General features: G+C 50.8%; 13 protein-coding genes. All 13 read left to right on the forward strand.

Features of this window, described 5'->3' with window-relative positions; translation table 11 throughout:
* The first annotated feature begins 62 nt into the window (after positions 1-62).
* Entirely contained in the window at positions 63-821 is a 759-nt protein-coding gene (gene ispU, locus EC840_RS23835; protein WP_112288328.1) for a (2E,6E)-farnesyl-diphosphate-specific ditrans,polycis-undecaprenyl-diphosphate synthase, read from the forward strand.
* Between the two features lie 9 nt (positions 822-830).
* Positions 831-1,679 (forward strand): phosphatidate cytidylyltransferase, encoded by an 849-nt coding sequence (cdsA, locus tag EC840_RS23840; RefSeq protein WP_112288329.1) that lies wholly within the window; start codon positions 831-833, stop codon positions 1,677-1,679.
* A 41-nt stretch (positions 1,680-1,720) separates the two neighbouring features.
* Positions 1,721-3,076: a sigma E protease regulator RseP gene (gene rseP / locus EC840_RS23845; RefSeq protein WP_132967281.1), complete on the forward strand. Its 1,356-nt coding sequence runs from the start codon at positions 1,721-1,723 to the stop codon at positions 3,074-3,076.
* Positions 3,077-3,112: 36 nt separating this feature from the next.
* On the forward strand, positions 3,113-5,533 hold the full coding sequence (bamA, locus tag EC840_RS23850; RefSeq protein ID WP_112288331.1) for an outer membrane protein assembly factor BamA: 2,421 nt from the start codon (positions 3,113-3,115) through the stop codon (positions 5,531-5,533).
* A gap of 152 nt (positions 5,534-5,685) precedes the next feature.
* On the forward strand, positions 5,686-6,183 hold the full coding sequence (gene skp / locus EC840_RS23855; protein ID WP_112288332.1) for a molecular chaperone Skp: 498 nt from the start codon (positions 5,686-5,688) through the stop codon (positions 6,181-6,183).
* Between the two features lie 2 nt (positions 6,184-6,185).
* Entirely contained in the window at positions 6,186-7,208 is a 1,023-nt protein-coding gene (gene lpxD, locus EC840_RS23860; RefSeq protein ID WP_112288333.1) for a UDP-3-O-(3-hydroxymyristoyl)glucosamine N-acyltransferase, read from the forward strand.
* A gap of 114 nt (positions 7,209-7,322) precedes the next feature.
* A complete protein-coding gene (gene fabZ / locus EC840_RS23865; protein WP_120163110.1) occupies positions 7,323-7,811 on the forward strand; it encodes a 3-hydroxyacyl-ACP dehydratase FabZ in 489 nt (162 codons plus the stop codon).
* 3 nt (positions 7,812-7,814) lie between these two features.
* A complete protein-coding gene (gene lpxA, locus EC840_RS23870; protein WP_113878219.1) occupies positions 7,815-8,603 on the forward strand; it encodes an acyl-ACP--UDP-N-acetylglucosamine O-acyltransferase in 789 nt (262 codons plus the stop codon).
* Positions 8,604-8,621: 18 nt separating this feature from the next.
* Positions 8,622-9,770 (forward strand): lipid-A-disaccharide synthase, encoded by a 1,149-nt coding sequence (gene lpxB / locus EC840_RS23875; RefSeq protein ID WP_132967283.1) that lies wholly within the window; start codon positions 8,622-8,624, stop codon positions 9,768-9,770.
* A complete protein-coding gene (rnhB, locus tag EC840_RS23880) occupies positions 9,767-10,363 on the forward strand; it encodes a ribonuclease HII (RefSeq protein ID WP_113878217.1) in 597 nt (198 codons plus the stop codon). Before lpxB ends, rnhB begins: the two co-directional genes overlap by 4 nt.
* 70 nt (positions 10,364-10,433) lie before the next feature.
* A complete protein-coding gene (gene dnaE / locus EC840_RS23885; protein WP_112288337.1) occupies positions 10,434-13,916 on the forward strand; it encodes a DNA polymerase III subunit alpha in 3,483 nt (1,160 codons plus the stop codon).
* Between the two features lie 12 nt (positions 13,917-13,928).
* Positions 13,929-14,888, forward strand: coding sequence for an acetyl-CoA carboxylase carboxyl transferase subunit alpha (gene accA / locus EC840_RS23890; RefSeq protein ID WP_101079205.1), 960 nt, complete (start codon positions 13,929-13,931; stop codon positions 14,886-14,888).
* Positions 14,889-15,099: 211 nt separating this feature from the next.
* Positions 15,100-17,247: a lysine decarboxylase LdcC gene (locus tag EC840_RS23895; RefSeq protein ID WP_129638938.1), complete on the forward strand. Its 2,148-nt coding sequence runs from the start codon at positions 15,100-15,102 to the stop codon at positions 17,245-17,247.
* The last annotated feature ends 86 nt before the right edge of the window (positions 17,248-17,333 follow it).

Below are 17,333 nucleotides of genomic sequence, written 5' to 3' on the forward strand. Positions count from 1 at the left end.
TGAAGAGCGTTATGCCAGCCTGAAAGCCGTTGTGTTCTGATAAAAGGAAGTGAGTACGCGTTATGTCCCTCGAAAATCAACAGATGTCTGATATGTGTTGCTCTCAACCTCGCCATGTTGCCATTATCATGGACGGTAACGGACGCTGGGCAAAACGTCAGGGTAAAATGAGGGTATTTGGTCATAAAGCGGGAGTGAAGTCAGTGCGCAAAGCTGTGAGTTTTGCTGCCAGTCATCACCTCGATGCGCTCACGCTTTATGCCTTTAGTAGTGAAAACTGGAATCGCCCTGCTCAGGAAGTTTCCGCACTCATGGAACTGTTCGTTCGTGCTCTGGACAGTGAAGTGAAAAGTCTGCACAAACATAATGTCAGGCTGCGAATCATCGGCGATGTCAGTCGCTTTAGTGCTCGTCTGCAGGAACGCATTCGTCGTTCAGAAACACTTACTCAAAATAATGACGGTTTGACGCTCAACATCGCTGCGAATTACGGTGGCCGATGGGATATTATTCAAGGCGTTAAGACACTGGCTGGTCAGGTTGAAGCCGGTACACTGCGGGCAGAGCAAATTACAGAAGAATTGCTGAATTCAGCGATCTGTATGAGCGAACTGGCACCCGTCGATTTGGTGATCAGAACCGGTGGGGAACATAGGATCAGTAATTTCCTGTTGTGGCAAATTGCCTATGCAGAGCTGTATTTTACCGATGTCCTCTGGCCTGATTTTGATGAAAATACCTTCGAAGGTGCGCTGACTGCTTTTGCACAACGCGAGCGCCGTTTCGGAGGGACTACACCTATCGGCGCTGATGCGTCCTAGGGAGAACATTTGCTGAAGTATCGCATTATCACAGCTTTGATTTTAATACCGATTGTTATTGCAGCACTCTTTCTGCTACCACCGGTAGGTTTCGCCATCGTCACCTTAGTGGTGTGCATGCTGGCGGCGTGGGAGTGGGGGCAACTGGCCGGTTTTGCAACACGTAATCAGCGTATCTGGCTTGCCATACTCTGCGGTTTTCTGCTGGCCGCCATGTTGCTGAGCATACCGGCTTATCAGCAAAGTGTGCATCTGATGCAGGTTGGGGGTTCTTTATGGGCCGGACTTGCATGGTGGTGTGTGGCGCTTGTGTTAGTCGTGGGGTATCCCGCGTCGGCAGGATTCTGGCGCCATTCCCGTGTGTTGCGGGTAATATTTGGTGTGCTGACGATTGTGCCATTCTTCTGGGGCATGATCGCATTGCGTCAATATGGTTATGCTGAGAATCATCACACTGGCGCATGGTGGTTGTTATATGTGATGCTACTCGTCTGGGGAGCAGACTCCGGCGCTTACCTGTTTGGTAAATTATTTGGTAAGCACAAACTGGCACCCAAAGTTTCGCCAGGAAAAACCTGGGAAGGGTTTGCCGGCGGGCTTCTGATGTCAGCTCTGATAGCCTGGTTGTTTGGCCGTTATGCACCGTTAACTGTGCAGCCTTCGATCCTGCTGATTTGTTCCGTTGTCGCAGCGCTGGCTTCTGTGCTGGGCGACCTGACGGAAAGTATGTTTAAACGCGAGGCAGGAATCAAAGACAGTGGTCATATGATCCCTGGTCACGGCGGAATACTCGATCGTATCGACAGCCTGACGGCTGCGGTGCCTGTATTCGCCTGTCTGATGCTGTTAGTGTATTAATCCGTCGCAGACGGTGATGTTTCTAAGGAATAGTTAGACATATGATGAACATACTCTGGAGCCTGGCCGCCTTTATCGTCGCATTGGGGGTGCTTATCACCGTGCACGAGTTCGGCCATTTCTGGGTTGCTCGTCGCTGTGGTGTCCGTGTAGAACGTTTCTCTGTCGGTTTTGGCCGTGCGCTCTGGCGCAGAACCGACCGTCAGGGAACTGAGTATGTACTGGCCATTATTCCTCTTGGCGGCTACGTCAAAATGCTCGACGAGCGAGTCGAAGCCGTTGCCCCTGAATTTCGTCATCAATCATTCAATAACAAAAAGGTCTGGCAACGTGCTGCTATCATCAGTGCCGGACCGATTGCCAATTTCATTTTTGCCATTTTTGCGTACTGGCTGGTCTTCGTTATCGGCGTGCCCAGCGTGCGTCCGGTCATCGCGAATATCACTGCTAATTCAATCGCTGCGCAATCGAATATTTCCTCAGGTATGGAACTTAAGTCTGTTGCGGGTATCGAAACGCCTGATTGGGAATCAGTTCGTATGGCGTTAATGGGCGAAATTGGTGATGATCAAACGACCGTCGGGGTTGCGCAGTTTGGCTCATCTCAGGTCGTTGAGAAAACTCTGGATTTGCGCCAATGGCATTTTGATCCTGAAAAGGAGGATCCGGTTGTTTCTCTGGGTATGATTCCCAGAGGTCCGCAGATAGAATCTGTACTGCAGGAAGTGCAGCCTGATTCAGCCGCCCAAAAGGCGGGTTTGCAAGCCGGGGACAGGATCGTTAAAGTCGATGGTCAGATTCTGGATAATTGGCAGTCGTTTGTCATACAGGTTCGTGACAATCCGGGTAAACCTATTGCGCTGGAAGTCGAGCGGGGTGGGGATTCGGTTGCTTTAACATTAACGCCGGACACGAAGTCCGCAGGTAAAGGCAAAATACAGGGTTTTGCTGGCGTGGTACCGAAGGTGATACCGCTGCCTGACGAATTTAAAACAATCCGTCAGTATGGTCCGTTTGTGGCGTTTTATGAGGCCGGGGATAAAACCTGGCAACTGATGAAACTCACTGTGAGCATGCTGGGTAAGTTAATTACCGGAGATGTGAAGCTGAACAATCTGAGTGGCCCAATATCCATCGCACAGGGCGCAGGAATGTCAGCAGAGTATGGTTTGGTGTCTTACCTCACGTTTTTGGCACTCATTAGTGTCAATCTGGGGATCATCAACCTCTTCCCATTACCGGTATTAGATGGTGGACACCTGCTTTTTCTCGCAATAGAAAAGCTAAAAGGTGGGCCAGTTTCCGAGCGAGTTCAGGACTTCAGTTACCGCATTGGTTCAGTTTTGCTGGTGTTGTTGATGGGGCTTGCACTTTTCAATGATTTCTCCCGTCTTTAAGGCCGGAGATTAGGTTAGGAAGAACGCATAACAACGATGGCGATCAAAAAGTTGCTCATAGCGTCGCTGCTGTTTGGCAGCGCCACCGTATACGGTGCAGACGGTTTCGTAGTGAAAGATATTCATTTCGAAGGCCTGCAGCGAGTTGCCGTCGGTGCGGCGTTACTCAATATGCCGGTTCGCGTCGGTGATACGGTTACTGACGATGATATCAGTAACACCATTCGTGCATTGTTTGCCACTGGCAACTTTGAGGACGTCCGCGTCCTGCGCGATGGTGATTCTCTGATTGTTCAGGTCAAAGAACGCCCAACTATTGCCAGCATCACTTTCTCCGGTAACAAATCGGTAAAAGATGACATGCTCAAGCAAAACCTGGAAGCCTCTGGCGTCCGTGTTGGCGAAGCGCTTGACCGCACCACCATCGGCAGTATCGAGAAAGGTCTCGAAGACTTCTATTACAGCGTGGGTAAATACAGTGCGTCGGTGAAAGCGGTTGTGACCCCTTTACCGCGTAACCGTGTTGACCTGAAACTGGTCTTTACCGAAGGTGTTTCTGCCAAAATTCAGCAGATTAACATCGTGGGTAACCATGCCTTTACGACTGATGAGCTGATCTCACGCTTCCAGCTGCGTGATGAAGTGCCATGGTGGAACGTCGTCGGTGATCGTAAATACCAGAAACAAAAACTCGCGGGTGACCTTGAAACCCTGCGCAGTTTCTACCTGGATCGCGGTTATGCCCGTTTCAATATTGATTCGACTCAGGTTAGCCTGACGCCGGACAAAAAAGGCATTTACATCACGCTGAACATTACAGAAGGTGAGCAATACAAACTTTCTGGCGTGGAAGTGACTGGCAGCATGGCGGGTCACTCAGCAGAAGTTCAAAGCCTGACTAAAATTGATAAAGGCGAGCTGTATAACGGCGCCAAAGTCACCAAAATGGAAAACGACATCAAACAGATGTTGGGGCGTTATGGCTACGCTTATCCACGTGTGACCACACAGCCAGAAATTAATGATGCAGACAAAACCGTTAAGCTGCACATCAACGTTGATGCGGGTAACCGTTTCTACGTGCGTCACATCCGCTTTGAAGGCAATGACACCAGCAAAGACAGCGTACTGCGCCGTGAAATGCGTCAGATGGAAGGTGCCTGGTTAGGCAACGATCTGGTCGATAAAGGCAAAGAGCGTCTGAACCGTCTAGGTTACTTCGAAACGGTGGATGTGGATACGCAACGTGTTCCGGGTTCACCGGATCAGGTTGATGTGGTCTACAAGGTGAAAGAACGTAACACCGGTAGCTTCAACTTTGGTGTGGGTTACGGTACAGAAAGCGGTGTCAGCTTCCAGGTCGGTGTTCAGCAGGACAACTGGCTGGGGACGGGTAACTCTGTCGGCATCAGCGGTACCAAAAACGATTACCAGACGTACGCGGAATTCACCATCACTGACCCATACTTCACCGTTGACGGCGTAAGTTTGGGTGGTCGTATCTTCTACAACGACTTTAAAGCTGATGATGCGGATCTCTCCAGCTATACCAACAGAAGTTATGGTATTGGCGGGAACCTGGGCTTCCCGATTAATGAGAACAACTCATTACGTCTGGGTCTGGATTATGTCCATAACGATCTGTCCAATATGGAACCACAGATTGCTATGTTCCGTTATCTGAACTCTGTTGGCCTGAAACCACCGGTGACCACCAGTGATAATGCTGATGCTGACTTCAGTGCGAATGATTTCTTCGCCAACCTCGGCTGGGGTTATAACAACCTTGACCGTGGCTACTTCCCGACGTCAGGGACTAAAGCCAGCTTGAACGGTAAAGTGACTGTTCCGGGTTCTGATAACGAATATTACAAAATCACATTCGATTCAACCAGTTACTTGCCACTGAATCAGGATCGTGATTGGGTGCTGATGGGCCGTGCGCGTGCAGGTTACGCAGATGGTCTGGGCGGTAAAGAAGTGCCGTTCTACGATAACTTCTATGCCGGCGGTTCAAGCAGTGTTCGTGGTTTCCAGTCGAACACCATCGGTCCTAAAGCAGCGTATTACAAATGTACTACTGCTAATACCTCTTACAGCGGCTGTCCGATCGATAACTCGAACGATGCAGTAGGTGGTAACGCAATGGCAGTGCTGAGTGCGGAACTGATTGTTCCTACTCCGTTTGTCAGCGAGAAATACGCGAACTCACTGCGTACTTCCCTGTTTGTGGACAGTGGTACAGTCTGGGATACCGGTTGGGAAAATACCCCTGAGTCTCAGGCCGCGGGCGTTCCTGACTACAGTAAACCAGGCAACATTCGTGTTTCTTCAGGTCTTGCATTGCAGTGGATGTCTCCACTGGGACCCTTGGTCTTCTCCTATGCACAGCCAGTTAAGAAATATGAAGGCGATAAGGCAGAACAGTTCCAGTTTAACATTGGTAAAACCTGGTAACGTCCTGCCTGGGCAGAATTTGTTCAGCAGAATCGCAAAGGCCAGATGCTGATTTGATACACGGGTTTCGGCCCGTGTATTGTTTTCATATCGGGTGTTTTGTGTAATTTACTGTGCCATCTGGCACAAACGGGTGATGGAAGGAGTTTATAGTGAAAAAGTGGTTATATGCCGCAGGCCTCGGTTTAGTTATGGCTTCTTCAGCTAGCGTTCAGGCTGCTGATAAAATTGCTATCGTTAACGTAGCAAGCATTTTCCAACAAATGCCTGCTCGTGAAGCAGTAGCAAAACAGCTGGAAAACGAGTTCAAAAGCCGTGCGACAGATTTGCAGTCTCAGGAACGTGATCTGCAAACCAAAATGCAACGTCTGCAACGTGATGGCTCTACTATGAAAGCCAGCGATCGTTCTAAACTTGAAAAAGACGTTATGGCTCAGCGTGAAGCTTTCTCTTCTAAAGCGCAGCAGTTCGAGCAAGACAACCGTCGTCGTCAGGCTGAAGAACGTAACAAAATCCTGAGCCGTATTCAGGATGCTGTGAAATCTGTAGCGAGCAAAGAAGGTTATGATGTTGTTATCGATGCAAACGCCATCGCGTATGCAAACAATGACAAAGATATTACTGCTGATGTGCTGAAACAGGTTAAATAAACATGTCTTCAATTCGACTGGCTGATCTCGCACAGCAGTTGGATGCACAATTGCACGGTGATGGCGAAATTGCCATCACCGGCGTTGCTTCAATGCATTCCGCACACTCTGAGCAAATCACGTTTTTATCAAACAGCCGTTACCGTGAACAGTTGGCTTCCTGCAATGCAGGTGCCGTAGTGTTGACGGAAGCGGATCTGCCATTTTGCCCTACAGCGGCATTAGTGGTTAAAAACCCTTACCTGACCTATGCGCGTATGGCGCAGTTGCTGGATACCACTCCGGCACCGGCACAGGATATTGCTGCGAGTGCGGTGATTTCTGACAGTGCTACTTTGGGTAAGAATGTCTCGGTTGGCGCAAATGCAGTTATCGAATCCGGCGTTGTACTGGGTGACAACGTCATCATCGGTGCAGGCTGCTTTATCGGTAAAGACGCAAAAATAGGGGCCGGAACCCGCCTTTGGGCTAACGTTTCTATTTACCATCGCGTTGAGATTGGCGAACAATGTCTGATCCAGTCCGGAACAGTGATTGGCGCTGATGGCTTTGGTTACGCTAACGATCGCGGTAACTGGATCAAAATTCCTCAGCTTGGCACGGTGATTATCGGCGACCGCGTTGAAATTGGCGCGTGTACCACAATCGACCGTGGCGCGCTGGATGACACCATTATCAGCAACGGCGTTATTATTGATAACCAATGCCAGATTGCACACAACGTCGTGATTGGAGACAATACGGCGGTTGCCGGTGGTGTTATCATGGCCGGTAGTCTGAAAATCGGACGCTACTGTCAAATCGGCGGAGCCAGTGTTATCAACGGTCACATGGAGATTTGTGACCAGGCTGTCGTGACGGGAATGGGAATGGTGATGCGACCAATCACTGAACCTGGGGTATACTCCTCCGGTATCCCGTTACAACCGAATAAAGTTTGGCGTAAGACGGCTGCATTGGTAATGAATATTGACGAGATGAATAAGCGCTTGAAAGCTGTCGAGCGTAAAATCGAAAAAGACTAATTACCACCTACGATGCTGCTTTGTGTTCCCTTTGTTGAGTGAACCTGCGACATACGTTCCTATTTGCGGCCTGCCTGATGACCTTGTTTTGGGGTCTGGCAGGCCGTGTTATTGATGCCATCAGTTTTTATAGACAGGAAGAGTATTTTGACTACTGACACTCATACTCTGCGTATTGAAGAGATACTGGATTTATTGCCGCACCGTTACCCGTTCTTGCTGGTTGATCGCGTGCTGGACTTTGAAAAAGGGAAATTTTTGCGCGCCGTGAAAAACGTTTCTTTTAACGAACCGTTCTTCCAGGGGCATTTCCCGGGTAAACCTATTTTTCCAGGCGTTTTGATTCTGGAAGCGATGGCTCAGGCCACCGGTATTCTGGCGTTTAAAAGCGTAGGAAAACTGGAGCCGGGCGAATTGTATTACTTTGCAGCAATCGACGATGCACGCTTTAAACGTCCGGTCTTGCCGGGTGACCAGATGGTTCTGGAAGTTGAATTCATTAAAGAGCGTCGTGGCGTTGCTCGTTTCAAAGGTGTCGCGAAAGTTGATGGTGAGATAGCTTGCGAGGCATCAATGATGTGCGCCCGTCGCCGGGAGTCTTAATACATGATTGATAAAACCGCCTTTATTCATCCAAGCGCTATTGTTGAAGACGGTGCCGTGATCGGCGCCGGAGTCCATATCGGTCCTTTCTGCTACGTGGGATCCCAGGTAGAAATTGGTGAAGGTACTGAGCTTAAATCACACGTAGTGATTAATGGCGTGACCAAAATTGGTTGCGATAACCGCATATTCCAGTTCGTTTCCATTGGTGAAATTAACCAGGATCTGAAATATGCCGGTGAACCCACACGCGTTGAGGTCGGCGATCGCAACAATATTCGTGAGAGCGTTACCATTCATCGTGGGACCGTTCAGGGCGGTGGCCTGACAAAAGTGGGCAGCGATAATCTGTTAATGGTTAACGCGCATATTGCTCACGATTGCGTCATTGGTAATCGCTGTATTCTGGCGAACAACGCGACCCTCGGTGGTCACGTTGAAGTTGATGATTTTGCGATCATTGGCGGTATGACGGCGGTGCATCAGTTCTGTATTATCGGCGCGCATGTCATGGTGGGTGGATGTTCCGGCGTTGCTCAGGACGTTCCTCCGTTTGTGATTGCGCAGGGTAACCACGCAACACCTTTCGGTATCAATATCGAAGGGCTTAAGCGTCGTGGTTTCGAAAAAGCTGATCTGCATGCTATCCGCAATGCCTATAAATTACTGTATCGCAGCGGTAAAACGTTGGAAGAAGCCCAGCCGGAAATCGCTGCAATTGCGGCTGAATTCCCGAAAGCTAAACCCTTCAGTGACTTCTTTGCCCGCTCAACACGCGGCATTATTCGCTGATCTGCGCTACGGAAAACAATGCAAAAGCCTGTTCTGACAATTGGCCTGGTGGCCGGTGAAACGTCCGGTGACATTCTTGGCGCCGGGCTAATTCGAGCCTTAAAAAAGCATCATCCTGATGCCCGTTTTGTGGGTGTCGCAGGTCCGCTGATGCAGGCGGAAGGATGCGAAGCCTGGTACGAAATGGAAGAACTGGCGGTGATGGGCGTGGTGGAAGTGCTTGAACGGCTGCCACGCCTGTTGAAAATCCGCAAAGATCTTACCCAACGTTTTAGCGAGCTCCGGCCTGATGTGTTCGTAGGCATCGATGCCCCGGACTTTAACATCACGCTGGAAGGCCGCCTAAAACAGCGTGGTATCCGCACGATTCATTATGTCAGCCCGTCTGTCTGGGCCTGGCGACAAAAGCGCGTTTTCAAAATCGGTAAAGCGACAGATTTAGTTCTGGCATTCCTGCCTTTCGAAAAAGCGTTCTATGACAAATTCGATGTTCCCTGCCGTTTCATTGGTCACACCATGGCTGATGCGATGCCGTTGCATCCTGACAAACAGGCGGCACGTCTGGCATTGGGGATCCCTGAAGATGTTCATTGCCTGGCGTTATTGCCGGGGAGTCGTCATGCGGAAGTGGAAATGCTCAGCGCAGATTTCCTGAAAACCGCGTTGCAACTGCGACAAACCTATCCTGATTTGCATATCGTTGTCCCGCTGGTGAATGCGAAACGACGCGAGCAGTTCGAGCGTATCAAGGCTGAAATTGCACCTGATTTGCCTGCTTATTTGCTCGATGGCAAAGGCCGGGAAGCGATGATTGCCAGTGATGCGGCATTGCTGGCTTCAGGGACGGCTGCACTCGAATGTATGCTGGCAAAATGCCCGATGGTGGTGGGTTATCGCATGAAACCGTTCACGTTCTGGCTGGCTGAGCGTCTGGTAAAAACGCCATATGTTTCATTGCCCAACCTGCTGGCAAGACGCGAAATCGTCACTGAATTACTGCAAACCGAATGTGTGCCTGAAAAGCTTTCTGCTGCCTTGCTGCCTTTACTGGCTGGCGGAGAGAAAAGCCACGCGCTGCGTGAAACGTTCCTTGAACTGCATGAAAGTATCCGCCGTGATGCAGACGAACAGGCTGCTCAGGCCGTCATGGAGCTGGCAAACCGATGAGCGATGTATTTATCTATCCACAGGCCGTCTGTATCGCGGGTGTGGATGAAGTGGGACGCGGCCCGTTAGTGGGTGCTGTAGTGACAGCTGCTGTGATCCTCGATCCGGCCAATCCGATTAAAGGTCTGGCGGATTCTAAAAAACTGTCTGAAAAGCGCCGTGAGGCGTTGTACATCGAGATAAAAGAGAAAGCGCTGGCCTGGAGCCTCGGCCGCGCTGAACCCCATGAAATCGATGAACTGAATATTCTGCATGCCACCATGCTGGCCATGCAAAGAGCAGTTGCTGGTTTGGGTATCACGCCTGATATGGTGCTGATTGATGGCAACCGCTGCCCTAAACTTCCGATGGCGTCACAGGCGGTCGTGAAAGGGGACAGCAAAGTCGCTGAAATCAGCGCGGCTTCAATTCTGGCTAAAGTCACCCGCGATCGCGAAATGGTTGAACTGGATCTTCAGTTCCCTGAATATGGTTTTGCGAAGCACAAAGGTTACCCGACGCCGGTGCATCTCGAAAGCCTTGCCCGCCTTGGAGCAACAGCACATCACCGACGCAGTTTCTCTCCGGTGAAACGCGCGCTCGGGCTGGCATAACGCATCACTTGTTCCTGCCCCGTTTTGCGGGGTATACAACCCTTAATTCACTCATTTCTGGACTCTGGATATGGCCGAACCTCGTTTTATTCATCTGCGTGTACATAGCGACTACTCCATGGTGGATGGGCTCGCGAAAGTGGGCCCGCTGGTGAAATGCGCAGCGTCACTCGGCATGCCCGCTCTGGCCATTACCGATTTCACCAACCTTTGCGGACTGGTGAAATTTTACGGTGCGGCGCACGGCGCCGGTATTAAACCGATTATCGGCGCAGACCTGAATGTTCAGAGTGAAATCCTCGGTGATGAGCTTGCTCAACTGACCGTGCTGGCGATGAATAATCAGGGCTATCAAAATCTGACCCTGCTCATCTCCAGAGCTTACCAGCGTGGTTATGGCGCGGCCGGTCCGATTGTCGACCTCGAATGGCTTGCTGAACTGAACGAAGGGCTGATACTGCTTTCCGGCGCGAGAATGGGGGACGTAGGTAAGTTTCTGACCCGCGGCAATGATTTGCAGGTCAATCAGTGTCTGGATTTCTACCAGCAATATTTCCCTGACCGCTATTACCTCGAATTAATTCGCACCGGCCGTGCAGAAGAAGAAAACTATCTTCATGCTGCCGTTGCGCTGGCGACAGAGCGTGGCTTGCCGGTTGTGGCCACCAACGACGTACGTTTTATGGTGCCGACTGACTTTGATGCCCATGAAATCCGCGTTGCTATCCACGACGGTTTCACTCTCGACGATCCTAAACGCCCGCGTAATTACACTTCGCAGCAATATATGCGCAGTGAAGACGAAATGTGCGAGCTGTTTGAAGATGTCCCCGAAGCGCTGCAAAACAGCGTGGAAATCGCCAAACGTTGTAACGTGACTATCCGTCTGGGCGAATATTTTCTGCCGCAATTCCCGACCGGCGATATGACCACGGAAGATTTCCTGGTCGAGAAATCAAAAATCGGACTGGAAGAGCGCCTCGAGTTTTTATTCCCTGATCCGCAAGTGCGCGCACAACGACGTCCTGAGTATGACGAGCGTCTGGATATCGAACTCAAAGTTATCAACCAGATGGGATTCCCGGGATACTTCCTGATCGTAATGGAATTCATCCAGTGGTCGAAGGATAACAGCGTGCCGGTAGGTCCCGGGCGTGGTTCCGGTGCCGGTTCGCTGGTCGCATATGCGCTGAAAATTACCGATCTGGATCCGCTCGAGTTTGACCTCCTGTTCGAACGTTTCCTCAACCCTGAACGTGTTTCCATGCCCGACTTCGACGTCGACTTCTGCATGGAGAAACGCGACCGGGTTATCGATCACGTCTCCGAAATGTACGGTCGTGAAGCGGTTTCGCAGATCATCACTTTCGGTACGATGGCTGCCAAAGCGGTTATCCGCGATGTGGGGCGCGTCCTCGGTCACCCTTACGGTTTCGTTGACCGTATTTCAAAACTGGTGCCACCTGACCCAGGTATGACGCTTGAAAAAGCGTTTGCAGCAGAACCACAGCTACCAGAAATTTATGAGGCTGACGAAGAAGTTAAGTCGCTGATCGACATGGCTCGTCAGCTTGAAGGTGTCACCCGTAACGCCGGTAAACACGCCGGTGGTGTGGTCATCGCGCCAACCAAAATTACCGACTTCGCGCCGCTATATTGCGATGCTGAAGGTAACCATCCGGTTACCCAGTTCGATAAAAACGACGTGGAATATGCCGGGCTGGTGAAGTTTGACTTCCTCGGTCTGCGGACGCTGACCATCATCGACTGGGCGCTGGCAATGATTAACGCCCGCCGCGAGAAAGCCGGTGAGCCGCCGCTGGACATTGCTGCCATCCCGTTAGATGACAAGAAAAGCTTCGACATGCTGCAACGCTCGGAAACCACAGCGGTATTCCAGCTCGAATCGCGCGGTATGAAAGATTTGATCAAACGTCTGAAGCCCGACAGTTTCGAAGATATGATCGCACTGGTGGCGCTGTTCCGTCCGGGGCCTTTGCAGTCAGGCATGGTAGATAACTTTATCGACCGTAAACACGGGCGCGAAGAGATTTCCTACCCGGATATTCAGTGGCAGCATGAATCCCTGAAACCTGTACTGGAGCCGACTTACGGCATTATCCTTTACCAGGAACAGGTCATGCAGATTGCGCAGGTTCTGGCGGGTTATTCGCTGGGTGGCGCAGACATGCTTCGTCGTGCGATGGGTAAGAAAAACCCGGTTGAAATGGCCAAGCAGCGCGGCGGCTTTGAAGATGGTGCCAAATCTCGCGGAATTGACGGCGAACTGGCGATTAAAATCTTCGACCTGGTAGAGAAATTCGCCGGTTATGGTTTTAACAAATCTCACTCAGCCGCTTATGCATTAGTGTCGTATCAGACGCTGTGGCTTAAAGCGCACTATCCGGCAGAATTCATGGCGGCGGTAATGACCGCGGATATGGATAACACCGAAAAAGTGGTCGGGCTGGTCGATGAATGCTGGCGTATGGGATTGAAGATTCTGCCGCCGGACATTAACAGCGGTTTGTACCATTTCCACGTGAACGACGAAGGTGAAATTGTCTACGGTATTGGCGCCATCAAAGGCGTGGGCGAAGGCCCGATTGAAGCCATTATCGAAGCGCGTAACGAAGGTGGTTATTTCAAAGAGCTGTTTGATCTCTGCGCCCGCGCTGACGTTAAAAAACTGAATAAACGCATTCTCGAAAAGCTGATCATGTCCGGTGCCTTTGACCGCCTTGGGCCGCATCGTGCCGCACTGATGAGTTCTCTGCCTGACGCATTGAAAGCGGCGGATCAGCATGCGAAAGCTGAAGCAATTGGACAGGTGGATATGTTTGGTGTTCTGGCCGAAGCGCCGGAACAAGTCGAGAAATCCTACGCTAACGTGATGCCGTGGCCGGAACAAACGGTGCTGGATGGCGAGCGCGAGACGCTCGGACTCTATCTGACCGGCCATCCGATCACTCAGTATCTGAAAGAAATCGAGCGTTATGGCGGCGGCCAGCGCTTGAAAGATATGCACCCGACGGAACGGGGCAAAATGACCGTCGCAGTGGGACTGGTGCTCGCTGCACGCGTTATGGTCACCAAGCGCGGCAACCGCATTGGGATCTGTACATTGGATGACCGCTCAGGTCGTCTGGAAGTCATGTTGTTCACCGAAGCATTGGAAAAATTTCAGCATTTATTGGAAAAAGACCGTATCCTTATCGCCACAGGACAGGTCAGCTTTGATGACTTCAGTGGCGGGCTTAAAATGATGGCCCGCGATGTAATGGACATCAGTGAAGCACGGGAAAAATATGCTCGCGGTCTTGCTATATCGCTGACTGACAGGCAAATTGATGACCAGCTTTTGAACCGTCTCCGCCAATCGTTGGAACCACATCGATCGGGGACGATACCAGTGCATCTGTATTACCAACGAGAAAACGCAAGAGCCCGGCTACGATTCGGGGCGTCATGGCGTGTTACGCCAACGGACAAACTGTTGCTGGATTTGCGAGGCCTGGTCGGTAGTGAGCAGGTGGAACTGGAATTTGACTAAAATAGGAATGCTATGAGTCTGAATTTTCTTGATTTTGAACAGCCGATTGCGGAACTGGAAGCGAAAATTGACTCGCTGACTGCAGTCAGCCGTCAAGACGAAAAATTAGATATTAATCTGGACGAAGAAGTTGCACGCTTGCGCGAAAAGAGCGTTGAACTGACCCGTAAGATTTTCTCTGATCTGGGTGCCTGGCAAATTGCCCAACTGGCGCGCCATCCTCGTCGCCCTTACACCCTGGATTACATCAAACATATCTTTACCGATTTTGATGAACTCGCAGGTGACCGTGCCTTTGCAGACGATAAAGCTATCGTTGGCGGTATCGCCCGTTTAGGTGAACGTGCCGTGATGATCATTGGTCATCAAAAAGGCCGTGAAACCAAAGAGAAGATTCGTCGTAACTTCGGTATGCCTGCACCTGAAGGGTATCGCAAAGCGTTACGCCTGATGGAAATGGCAGAACGTTTCAAACTGCCAATCATCACCTTTATCGACACTCCGGGTGCTTATCCTGGTGTTGGCGCTGAAGAACGTGGTCAGTCTGAAGCTATCGCCCGTAACCTGCGCGAAATGTCCCGCCTGAATGTTCCGGTTATCTGCACCGTTATCGGTGAAGGTGGTTCCGGTGGCGCACTGGCGATCGGCGTTGGCGACAAAGTTAACATGCTGCAATACAGCACCTATTCGGTCATTTCACCGGAAGGATGTGCGTCTATCTTGTGGAAGAGCGCGGATAAAGCGCCTCTGGCTGCGGAAGCAATGGGTATTGTTGCGCCGCGCCTGAAAGAGCTGAAACTGATCGACTCTGTGATCCCGGAGCCTTTGGGTGGCGCTCACCGCAACGTGGAAGCCATGGCCGCTTCTCTTCGTGCGCAACTGGAAGCTGATCTCAGCGATCTGGATGTTCTCAGCACTGAAGAACTGCGCAACCGTCGTTATCAGCGTCTGATGACTTACGGTTATTGCTGATTTGCGAGTGATTTTGAAAAGGCCATGCTTATGCATGGCCTTTTTTATTGCCTGTTTCCCCGTTCATTTCACGCCCGATCTTTCCTGCAATCTTACCTGTAATCTTAAAGTCTTCCCGTTTTACCCTAAACTCACCCACAAAGGGTACACAGCAGCGGGCAACCGTGTTTCTATTAATACCTGAGAGAAAAACAACAGAAGGATTTGTCAGATGAATATTATCGCTATCATGCGCCCGGAAGGGGCTTACTACAAAGAGGAGCCAATCCGCGAACTGGATAGCGCACTGACGCTTCTTGGGTTTCAGATAATTTATCCGCGTGACCGGGCTGACTTACTCAAACTCATCGAAAACAATGCGCGGATCTGCGGCGCGATTTTCGACTGGGATCAGCACAGCGAAGAGTTGTGTACCGAAATAAACGAACTTAATGAATACCTGCCGCTTTATGCTTTCATCAATACGCATTCGACACTGGACGTTGACGTCAATGAAATGCGTATGGTGCTGTATTTCTTTGAATATGCGTTGAGTGCCGCCGATGACATTGCCAAACGCGTCCGTCAGTACACCGATGAATATATCGATACGATCACGCCGCCGCTGACAAAAGCGTTATTCACCTATGTGGAAGAAGGGAAATACACCTTCTGTACACCCGGGCATATGGCCGGTACGGCTTTTTTGAAAAGTCCGGTCGGAACGCTATTCTATGATTTTTTCGGCGCTAAAACGCTGAAAGCGGATGTGTCGATTTCGGTAACTGAGCTGGGTTCTTTGCTCGATCATACCGGCCCGCATCTTGAGGCCGAAGAATATATCGCGCGGACGTTTGGCTCTGAACAGAGTTATATCGTTACCAATGGTACCTCGACGGCGAACAAAATTGTCGGCATGTATGCGGCACCGGCAGGGAGCACGGTGCTGATTGACCGTAACTGTCATAAATCACTCGCGCACCTGATGATGATGACTAATATCGTGCCGGTCTATTTGCGGCCGAACCGCAATGCTTACGGTATTCTTGGTGGTATCCCGCAGCGTGAATTCACCCGCGAAAGCATCGAAGAGAAAATTGCCCAGACCGCGAATGCTACCTGGCCGGTTCATGCCGTCATCACCAATTCCACCTACGATGGCTTGTTGTACAACACCGATTACATCAAGAACACGCTGGATGTTCCGTCGATTCATTTTGATTCCGCATGGGTGCCGTATACCAACTTCCATCCGATTTATGATGGCAAAAGCGGAATGAGCGGGGAACGGATCCCGGGGAAAGTCATCTATGAAACGCAGTCGACGCACAAATTGCTGGCGGCTTTCTCGCAGGCTTCGATGATCCACATTAAGGGCGATTATAACGAAAGCACGTTTAATGAAGCCTACATGATGCACACCACCACCTCGCCAAACTACGGTATTGTCGCTTCGGCGGAAACCGCAGCGGCGATGTTGCGCGGGAACCCCGGCCGACGTCTGATCAACCGATCAGTTGAACGTGCGCTGCATTTTCGTAAAGAGATCCAAAGGCTGCGCGAAGAGACTGACGGCTGGTTCTTCGATATCTGGCAGCCCGAACATATTGATGAAGCTGAATGCTGGCCGCTGGATCCGGATCAAAACTGGCACGGTTTTGCCAACGCTGATACCGATCATATGTATCTGGATCCGATCAAAGTGACCATTCTGACACCCGGCATGAATGAAATGGGTAAGCTGGAAGATGAGGGGATCCCGGCGGCGTTAGTGGCGAAATTCCTGGATGAGCGCGGCGTGGTGGTGGAAAAAACCGGCCCCTACAATCTGCTTTTCCTGTTCAGTATCGGCATTGATAAAACTAAATCTATGAGCCTGATGCGCGGGCTGACCGATTTCAAACGCAGTTATGATCTCAATTTGCGGGTCAAGAATATGCTGCCAGATCTCTACGCGGAAGATCCTGATTTTTACCGCAACATGCGTATTCAGGATCTGGCGCAGGGGATCCACAAGCTGATCGTCCGCCACGACTTGCCGCGGTTAATGCTGGAAGCCTTTGATGTGCTGCCGGAAATGAAAATGACGCCGTACGAAATGTTCCAGCATCAGGTTCGCGGCCATATTGATGAATGTGATATCGATGAGCTGATCGGCAAAGTATCCGCCAACATGATCCTGCCTTATCCGCCGGGCGTGCCGGTGGTGATGCCGGGAGAGATGATCACCGAGGAAAGCCGCGCGGTGCTCGATTTCCTGATTATGCTGTGCTCAATAGGCGAGCGTTATCCTGGCTTTGAAACCGATATTCATGGAACGCGGCTCACAGAAGACGGACGCTATCTGGTAAAAGTCTTAAAACTTCCGGAAGCGGAGTAACAAACAGCCCTCTTCGTGAGGGCTTTTTATTGACGACTCCGGACAGCCTGAGTAACGTTCACCTCAGAAATCAACAGGACATGACT

Origin of the sequence: Rahnella sp. JUb53 (genome assembly GCF_004346065.1) — a bacterium.
Taxonomy (GTDB): domain Bacteria; phylum Pseudomonadota; class Gammaproteobacteria; order Enterobacterales; family Enterobacteriaceae; genus Rahnella; species Rahnella variigena.

Coding starts and splice junctions, on each gene's coding strand:
- ispU (WP_112288328.1), top strand. CDS start 63: ATGTCCCTCGAAAATCAACAGATGTCTGATATGTGTTGCTCTCAACCT.
- rseP (WP_132967281.1), top strand. CDS start 1,721: ATGATGAACATACTCTGGAGCCTGGCCGCCTTTATCGTCGCATTGGGG.
- bamA (WP_112288331.1), top strand. CDS start 3,113: ATGGCGATCAAAAAGTTGCTCATAGCGTCGCTGCTGTTTGGCAGCGCC.
- lpxD (WP_112288333.1), top strand. CDS start 6,186: ATGTCTTCAATTCGACTGGCTGATCTCGCACAGCAGTTGGATGCACAA.
- fabZ (WP_120163110.1), top strand. CDS start 7,323: ATGCCATCAGTTTTTATAGACAGGAAGAGTATTTTGACTACTGACACT.
- lpxA (WP_113878219.1), top strand. CDS start 7,815: ATGATTGATAAAACCGCCTTTATTCATCCAAGCGCTATTGTTGAAGAC.
- lpxB (WP_132967283.1), top strand. CDS start 8,622: ATGCAAAAGCCTGTTCTGACAATTGGCCTGGTGGCCGGTGAAACGTCC.
- rnhB (WP_113878217.1), top strand. CDS start 9,767: ATGAGCGATGTATTTATCTATCCACAGGCCGTCTGTATCGCGGGTGTG.
- dnaE (WP_112288337.1), top strand. CDS start 10,434: ATGGCCGAACCTCGTTTTATTCATCTGCGTGTACATAGCGACTACTCC.
- accA (WP_101079205.1), top strand. CDS start 13,929: ATGAGTCTGAATTTTCTTGATTTTGAACAGCCGATTGCGGAACTGGAA.
- EC840_RS23895 (WP_129638938.1), top strand. CDS start 15,100: ATGAATATTATCGCTATCATGCGCCCGGAAGGGGCTTACTACAAAGAG.